At 54.7% G+C, this 7588-nt stretch carries 7 protein-coding genes; 5 read left to right on the top strand and 2 right to left on the bottom strand.

Annotation, left to right across the window (positions count from 1 at the left end; all coding sequences use genetic code 11):
* Window positions 1–207: 207 nt before the first annotated feature.
* Window positions 208–1611 carry an SLC13 family permease gene (locus Q3970_RS04380; protein ID WP_303099383.1) on the bottom strand — a complete coding sequence of 468 codons (1404 nt, stop codon included), beginning with the start codon at window positions 1609–1611 and terminating at the stop codon, window positions 208–210.
* Between the two features lie 313 nt (window positions 1612–1924).
* Entirely contained in the window at window positions 1925–3235 is a 1311-nt protein-coding gene (locus Q3970_RS04385; protein ID WP_303099384.1) for a replication-associated recombination protein A, read from the bottom strand.
* 84 nt (window positions 3236–3319) lie between these two features.
* Between Q3970_RS04385 and Q3970_RS04390 the strand changes: the two genes are divergently transcribed.
* The 5 genes from Q3970_RS04390 to Q3970_RS04410 all read left to right on the top strand — a co-directional run bounded on the left by Q3970_RS04390 (window position 3320) and on the right by Q3970_RS04410 (window position 7394).
* Window positions 3320–3928: a sugar O-acetyltransferase gene (locus Q3970_RS04390; protein ID WP_303099385.1), complete on the top strand. Its 609-nt coding sequence runs from the start codon at window positions 3320–3322 to the stop codon at window positions 3926–3928.
* 33 nt (window positions 3929–3961) lie between these two features.
* Complete coding sequence (locus Q3970_RS04395) at window positions 3962–4315, top strand: hypothetical protein (protein WP_303099386.1); 354 nt, start codon at window positions 3962–3964, stop codon at window positions 4313–4315.
* A gap of 66 nt (window positions 4316–4381) precedes the next feature.
* The gene (locus tag Q3970_RS04400) at window positions 4382–4984 is read left to right on the top strand and encodes a DJ-1/PfpI family protein (protein WP_303099387.1); all 603 of its coding nucleotides are present in this window, start codon (window positions 4382–4384) and stop codon (window positions 4982–4984) included.
* 68 nt (window positions 4985–5052) lie between these two features.
* On the top strand, window positions 5053–6462 hold the full coding sequence (thrC, locus tag Q3970_RS04405) for a threonine synthase (RefSeq protein WP_303099388.1): 1410 nt from the start codon (window positions 5053–5055) through the stop codon (window positions 6460–6462).
* Window positions 6463–6617: 155 nt separating this feature from the next.
* Window positions 6618–7394 carry a ferredoxin--NADP reductase gene (locus tag Q3970_RS04410; protein ID WP_303099389.1) on the top strand — a complete coding sequence of 259 codons (777 nt, stop codon included), beginning with the start codon at window positions 6618–6620 and terminating at the stop codon, window positions 7392–7394.
* Window positions 7395–7588 lie beyond the last annotated feature (194 nt).

Genomic DNA, 7588 nt, shown 5'->3' on the forward strand with positions numbered 1-7588 from the left:
ACAGATGGTACGGAACCGGTTCTGTTGCCGCTTCAGCGGCTCACAAAACCGTTCTCTTTGAGTTAAGGCGGGGTAATGCCGTACCGTTTTAAATTTAAGCCGTTATATTTGCACCGCCTACAGTCCTCCGCCTTGCTTCAATTTAAATGCGGCAGGCCGTCTGAAAGCTTTCAGACGGCCTGCCGTTATACCAATTTATTCAAGAACTCAAGCGTAAAACGCATAGGCCCAAAAAGCAACAAGGAATATACAGAGGATGTTCAGCAGCATTCCCACACGCATCATATCTTTCTGTTTCACCAAACCCGTGCCGAATACGATGGCGTTGGGCGGGGTGGCCACCGGCAGCATAAAGGCACAGGAAGCGCCGATGCCGATAACGAACACCAAAACTTCTTTCGGCAGCCCCATTTGAGTGGCGACACTGGCAAAAATGGGAACCAAAAGTGCGGCCGAGGCGGTATTGCTGGTGAACTCGGTGAGAAAAACAATAAATGCCGCCAAAGCAATAATCACCACTAAAGGATGGGCTTGCACGAAGGTGGTGGCAAGCTGCTGCCCCAATGCTTCCGATGCGCCGGATACCTGCAAAAGGCTGCTCAGGGCTATGCCGCCGCCGAAGAGCATCAGCACGCCCCAGTCGGTGTTGCGGGCGACTTCTTTCCAGCGGGCCACGCCGAAAACCACCACGGAAACGGCAGCCGCGATTGCAATAACGGTGTCAGGGTTTGAAATGCCGAAAGCGTCTTTGATTTTAGAGCTGAGCACCCATGCCAGGGCCGCAGAGAAAAAAATCAGCAGGGCCAGTATACGGTGCAGCGTCCAAGGAATATGCTCGGATTTTATTTCTACGCGCTGGTTGAGGTTGGGGCGCAGGATAACATAGAGTGAAACCAGCATCAGCGGCAGGATCAGCAGCATCATGGGCAGACCCATTTTCATCCAGTCGGCAAAACCCAAATCCAAAGCTTTGGCGGCAATGGCGTTGGGGGGCGAGCCTACGATGGTGCCCAGCCCGCCGATGCTGGCGCAGTAGGCGATGCCGAGGAGGACAAACACAAAAGTATTGCGTTCTTTTTCACGGTCGAGGTGATCCATCATACCTATGGCCAACGGCAGCATCATGGCGGCGGTGGCGGTGTTGCTGATGAACATCGATAAAACCGCAGTGGCGGCAAACAGCAGCAATACCGCCACCTTCATATTGCCGCCCGACAGCGACAGCAGCCATACGGCGATTTTGCGGTCGAGCCGCTGCATGTGCAGGCCTGCCGCCAAGGCGAAGCCGCCGAAGAAAATATAGATAATCGGATCGGAAAAACTCGACATGGCTTTTTTAATGTCCATGTCGGGGAAGCCTAAAACAGCAGCCAAGAGCGGCACCATCAATGCGGTTACGGTGATGTGCACCGCTTCGGTAAACCACATGATGGCCACAAACACCAACACGGCAATGCCTTTGTTGGCAGTGGGCTCGTAGGGCAGGATATGATAGACGCAAAAGCCGATAAGGGCTGCGATAACGGCGGTAATCAGGCCTTTAAAATCGGTTATCGGTGCCTGGGCACTGAGCAGTTCGATATATTCCGGCCGGTTTTTGTCGGGAGTCATGGCTTGTTTCCTGTATGGTGGAAAAACGGCAGGCAGGGCACCTGCCGGGTGTTGGATTCGGTCGGCAGTATAAGTGTAAGCCGATGTAGCTGTAAAGAATCTGTAAACAAGTCTGCTATGCCGTCTGAAAATATTATTCAGACGGCCGGGGGGGCTTTGCAAAAATCAAAGCATGCCCTTAAAAAAACGAACCCCGTTATTTTCTCATGTATGGGAATGACGGGGTTGGCGCGTTTCAGATGGCCATTAAGGTATTGGGGATTGTCTGAAATTTTTGAAAAATCCTGCCGGTTCCGGAAGGCGGCCTTCGGCATTACCGGGTGCCGCCTGCCTCGTCATCAAGCTGTTTGAGCCAGGCAAGCTTTTCGCCGATTTTGATTTCGAGGCCGCGCGGCGCGGGTTGGTAGAAATCCGGCTCGGCCAGGCCGTCGGGCATATAGCTTTCGCCGGCAGCGTAGGCGTGCGGCTCGTCGTGGGCGTAACGGTATTCGCGGCCGTAGCCCAACTCTTTCATCAGTTTGGTGGGGGCGTTGCGCAGATGCACGGGCACTTCGTCGCTAGCGTTGTTTTTCACGAAATCGCGCATTTGGTTGTAGGCCGTGTAGCCTGCGTTGGATTTGGCGGCGGCGGCCAGATAGAGCACGGCCTGCGCCAGCGCGAGTTCGCCTTCGGGCGGGCCCAAGCGCTCGTAGGTGTCGGCGGCTTCATTGGCAATCTGCATGGCGCGCGGGTCGGCCAGGCCGATGTCTTCCCAAGCCATGCGTACAATGCGGCGGGCAAGGTAGCGCGGGTCGGCACCGCCGTCGAGCATACGGCAGAACCAATACAGTGCGGCGTTGGGGTGGGAGCCGCGCACGGATTTGTGCAGCGCGGAGATTTGGTTGTAGAAACTTTCGCCGCCCTTGTCGAAGCGGCGGATTTGCGCGCCCAAACTGTCGGCCAGAAAAGCAGCATCGAGCGCGTGGATGCCGCGTGTGGCGGCAGCGCGCAATAATTGTTCCATCAGATTGAGCATACGGCGCGCATCTCCGTCGGCCGTCTGAACTAAAAGCTGACGCGCTTCTTCGTCAAACGCAAAACCTTGATAATCGGGCAGGGCAAGCACTTTATCGGCCAGCGTCTGCAAATCCTGTTCGCCCAAAGCCTGCAACACATACACTTGCGCGCGGCTCAACAGGGCGGGGTTGACTTCGAACGAAGGGTTTTCGGTGGTGGCGCCGATAAAGGTGAGCAGGCCGCTTTCCACATGGGGCAGAAACGCATCCTGCTGGGCTTTGTTGAAGCGGTGTACTTCGTCGACAAACAAAATCGTTGCGCGCCCCTGTTGCAGGGCAGTTTCGGCTTTCAGAATGGCTTCGCGGATGTCTTTCACGCCCGAAAACACGGCCGACACGGGCAGAAACTGGGCGTTAAAACTCTGCGCCAGAATCCTCGCCAGCGTGGTTTTGCCCACGCCCGGCGGCCCCCACAGCAGCATGGAATGCGGCTTACCGCCTTCCACCGCCACCCGCAGCGGTTTGCCTTCGCCGATTAAGTGCTGCTGGCCGATAACGTCGTCGAGCGAATGCGGGCGCAGGCGTTCGGCGAGCGGGGCATCGGGCCGGCGGGAGAAGAGGTCTGGCATGGGCGTTTTTCCGTTACAAAGTTTCCCCGCATTATAAGCCCGATGCGGTACAATAGCGCCTGTTTTGTTTCAGACGGCCTACCGATGATGAAAACCGAACGCGAAAAAATGCTGGCGGGTATGCCTCACAATGCTTTGGACGCCGGTTTGGCTGCCGAGCGCGACCGCACCAAAGAGCTGCTGCACGACTATAATATCTGCACCCGTCCGGGCGATACGGCCGCGCGCGAAACGATTATCCGCCGCCTGTTCGGCAAGGCGGGTAAAGATGTTTTCATCACCCAGCCGTTTTATTGCGACTACGGCACCTATATCGAAGTGGGCGACGGTTTTTACACCAATTTCAACTGCACTATGCTTGATGCGGGCGGCATCACCATCGGTAACGGCGTCCTGCTGGCGCCGAATGTGGGGCTCTATACTGTGGGCCACCCGCTGGATGCGGATTTGCGCGCCCAAGCCTATGAAGACGCCAAGCCGATTGTAATCGGCGACAATGTATGGATAGGCGCACAGAGCATTATTCTCGGCGGCGTAACCATCGGCAGCAACACCGTGGTGGCCGCGGGCAGCCTGGTTTGCAAAGACCTTCCCGCCAACGTTTTGGCAATGGGCGCACCCTGCCGTGCGGTGCGGGAAATCACCGAAGAAGACAGGGCAGCCTATCTGGCCAGAATCCGGGCAGCCGGATAAGAATTTTTACCACTTGTTTGAAAAAGGGAAATCATGAAGAAAATCATTGCATTGCCGGTTGTTTTGCTGCTCGCCGCCTGTACCGCCGACGGCAATATGAACAGCGGTTTTGGGGTGGGCAACTCTTTGATCACCGCAGCGGTGGACAACCAATGCCGCACCGAGCTGAACAAACGCAACGAATGGCGCATGATCGCGCTGGCGATGACGGCCGAAAAACAGCAGGAATGGGAAGACAAAATCTGCGGCTGCGCCAGCGAAGAAGCCCCCAACCAGATGACCGCCAACGAAATGGTGCAGATCGTCAACCCCGCTACCCGCACGCAGGCCGTGGCCTCGGTAACCGCCAAAACCGTAACCGCCTGCATGAAGCGTTTATACCGTTAACCTTTTCAGACGGCCTGTTCGTATGCACAACAGGCCGTCTGAAAACATTGCCGGACAACTGCCTGTATGGATATTTACTGCCTGTTGTTTGACGGATACGAAACGCTGGATTTGATGGGGCCTGTCGAATTTCTCCACCGCATTCCCGATGCGCGCCTGCACTATGTTTCCCCCAAAGGCGGCATGGTGCACAGCCGGCAGGGGTTTGCTATTGAAACACAATTGTTGGAGCGGTTGCTTCCAAACAGTGTTTTACTGGTTCCCGGCGGACAGGGCACGCGGCAATTGGTTCATAGTCCGGCTTTTCTAAACAATTTGGCCTCGTGGGCAGGGCAGGCGGAAACCTGTTTGGCGGTGTGTACCGGCTCGGCATTGCTGGCGGCAGCCGGCTGTTTGGACAGTATTGCGGCCACTTCCAACAAACGCGCCTTTGAGTGGGTGAAAAGCATCCGCCCCGAAGTAAAATGGCAGCCTGTTGCCCGTTGGACACGCGACGGAAAATTTTATACTTCTTCGGGTGTTTCTGCCGGAATGGACATGACTTTGGGCTTTATCGCCGACCGTTACGGCATTGAACAGGCCGAAGAGATTGCCGTGCATACGGAATACGTATGGCAGAAGAATCCTGCAATTGATGTTTTTGCCGCCGTATATGGCTACGGTGGCTGAGAGCCTCACCGTTGTGAAGTTCCGCCTAATCTCGTTTCAATCTTTAACCATCTGAATAAAACCGAACCATGAAATATATCAGCACCCGCGGAGCCACCGCACCCAAACCGTTCAGCGAAGTATTATTGATGGGGCTTGCGCCCGACGGCGGCCTGATGCTGCCCGAACACTACCCGCAAATCGACGGGGCGACCCTGCAAAAATGGCGCGGCCTGAGCTATCCCGAACTGGCGTTTGAAATCATGAGCCTGTTTGTTACCGATATTCCCGCCGCCGACTTGCGCGATATCGTCAACCGCACCTACACCGCCGAAACTTTCGGCAGCGCCGAAATCACGCCCGTGCGCACACTTTCGGACGGCATCAAAATCCAAGCGCTTTCCAACGGCCCCACGCTGGCGTTTAAAGACATGGCCATGCAGTTTTTGGGCAACGCATTTGAATACGTGCTGGCCAAAGAAGGCAGGCAGCTCAACATTCTCGGCGCCACCAGCGGCGACACCGGCTCCGCCGCCGAATACGCCCTTCGCGGCAAAAAAGGCGTCAACGTGTTCATGCTCTCGCCAAACGGCAAAATGAGCAGCTTCCAGCGCGCGCAGATGTTCAGCCTGCAAGACGCAAACATTCACAACATCGCCGTTGAAGGCATGTTCGACGACTGCCAAGACATCGTAAAAGCCGTACAAAACGATGCCGGTTTCAAAGCGCAATACCACATCGGCACCGTCAACTCCATCAACTGGGGGCGCATCGTGGCGCAAGTGGTGTATTACTTCGCCGGCTATTTCAAAGCCACCGAAAACAACGCTCAGAAAGTGAGTTTCTGCGTACCCAGCGGCAACTTCGGCAACATCTGCGCCGGCCACATCGCCCGCCAAATGGGCCTGCCCATCCGCCGCCTGATTGTCGCCACCAACGAAAACGACGTGCTCGACGAATTTTTCAAAACCGGCGCCTACCGCCCGCGCACTGCCGAGCACACCTATGTTACCTCCAGCCCCTCGATGGACATTTCCAAAGCCTCCAACTTCGAACGTTTCGTGTTCGATTTGATGGGCAGAAACGCAGCGGAAATCCAAACATTATGGGTAGAAGTCGGCAGCGGCAAAGGTTTCGACTTGGCGGCGAAACTGCAAGAAGCACGCGAAAAATACGGCTTTGCATCCGGCAAAAGCAGCCACCGCAACCGCTTGGACACCATCGCCGAAGTTTACCGCACCGACGGCGAATTAATCGACCCGCACACCGCCGACGGCGTTAAAGTGGCGCGCGAAATGCGCGAAGCGGGAGAAACCATCGTCTGCCTTGAAACCGCCCTGGCCGCCAAATTTGAAGAAACCATACACGAAGCCGTAGGCAGCATAGCCGTACCGCGCCCCGCTGCGCTTGCAGGCTTGGAGCAACTGCCCCAGCGCGTAACCGTGGTGCCCAATGATGTGGAAGCGGTGAAAAACATTATCCGCATAACTCTGGATTAGGCCGTCTGAAGAAATGCTCTGCCGGGCAAACATTGTGATGAGAAATGTTTTTGTTTAGAATGCCGTAGTTTTAATCAAGCAATGATTTTTCAGACGGCCTTAAGGCCGTCTGAAACCGTATTTAATTTTTATCATTCTCAAAAGAAAGTATCCGAATGGCAGCGTTCAATACCCAAACCGTTCTTTCCGTCCACCACTGGACCGATGCTTATTTCACCTTTACCTGCACCCGAGACGATTCACTGCGTTTTGAAAACGGCCAGTTTGTGATGGTGGGGCTGATGGTAGACGGCAAACCGCTGATGCGCGCATACAGTGTTGCCAGTGCAAACTGGGAAGAACACCTCGAATTTTTCAGTATCAAAGTTCAGGACGGCCCCTTAACCAGCCGTTTGCAGCATTTGAAAGTCGGCGACGAAGTGTTAATCAGCAAAAAGCCCACCGGTACCCTGATTTGCGGTGATTTGAATCCCGGCAAAAACCTCTACCTGCTCTCCACCGGTACCGGCATCGCCCCGTTTCTGAGTATCACCAAGGACCCGGAAGTTTACGATCAGTTTGAAAAAGTGATTCTGGTTCACGGCGTGCGCTACAAAAAAGATTTGGCCTATTACGACCGTTTTACCAAAGAGCTGCCCGAACACGAATATCTGGGCGAACTGGTCAAAGAAAAACTGATTTACTATCCCGTGGTTTCCCGCGAAGAATATCCGCACCGCGGCCATATCACCGATTTGATGACCAGCGGTAAAATGTTTGAAGACATCGGCCTGCCGGTGATGAACTCCGAACACGATCGTGCTATGTTGTGCGGCAGCCCGGCCATGCTGAAAGACACCAGCGGAGTGTTGGACAGTTTCGGCCTGAAAGTATCACCGAAAATGGGGCAGCGTGGCGATTATTTGATCGAGCGCGCATTTGTCGATCAATAACCCGTATCCGGAAAATATCAGCTAAAGTCTTCTGGCAGCTTGTTCAAATCCCTGCCGTTATAAAACCGCTTCCGTCATACCCGGGCTTGGTCCGGGTATCTCTATTTCTTTTGAAACAATAAGATGCTTGGATTAAACCCTATAGCTAATCAACTTAATAATCGATACAGGTTCGAAACAGCAAATCAATATCC

It is taken from the genome of Neisseria sp., assembly GCF_030530745.1.
In the GTDB taxonomy this organism is placed as follows: Bacteria; Pseudomonadota; Gammaproteobacteria; order Burkholderiales; family Neisseriaceae; genus Neisseria.

Excerpts from the sequence above, each read along its gene's own strand:
- Q3970_RS04400 (WP_303099387.1), top strand. The coding sequence starts at position 4,382 with ATGGATATTTACTGCCTGTTGTTTGACGGATACGAAACGCTGGATTTG.
- Q3970_RS04380 (WP_303099383.1), bottom strand. The coding sequence starts at position 1,611 with ATGACTCCCGACAAAAACCGGCCGGAATATATCGAACTGCTCAGTGCC.
- Q3970_RS04390 (WP_303099385.1), top strand. The coding sequence starts at position 3,320 with ATGATGAAAACCGAACGCGAAAAAATGCTGGCGGGTATGCCTCACAAT.
- Q3970_RS04385 (WP_303099384.1), bottom strand. The coding sequence starts at position 3,235 with ATGCCAGACCTCTTCTCCCGCCGGCCCGATGCCCCGCTCGCCGAACGC.
- Q3970_RS04410 (WP_303099389.1), top strand. The coding sequence starts at position 6,618 with ATGGCAGCGTTCAATACCCAAACCGTTCTTTCCGTCCACCACTGGACC.
- thrC (WP_303099388.1), top strand. The coding sequence starts at position 5,053 with ATGAAATATATCAGCACCCGCGGAGCCACCGCACCCAAACCGTTCAGC.
- Q3970_RS04395 (WP_303099386.1), top strand. The coding sequence starts at position 3,962 with ATGAAGAAAATCATTGCATTGCCGGTTGTTTTGCTGCTCGCCGCCTGT.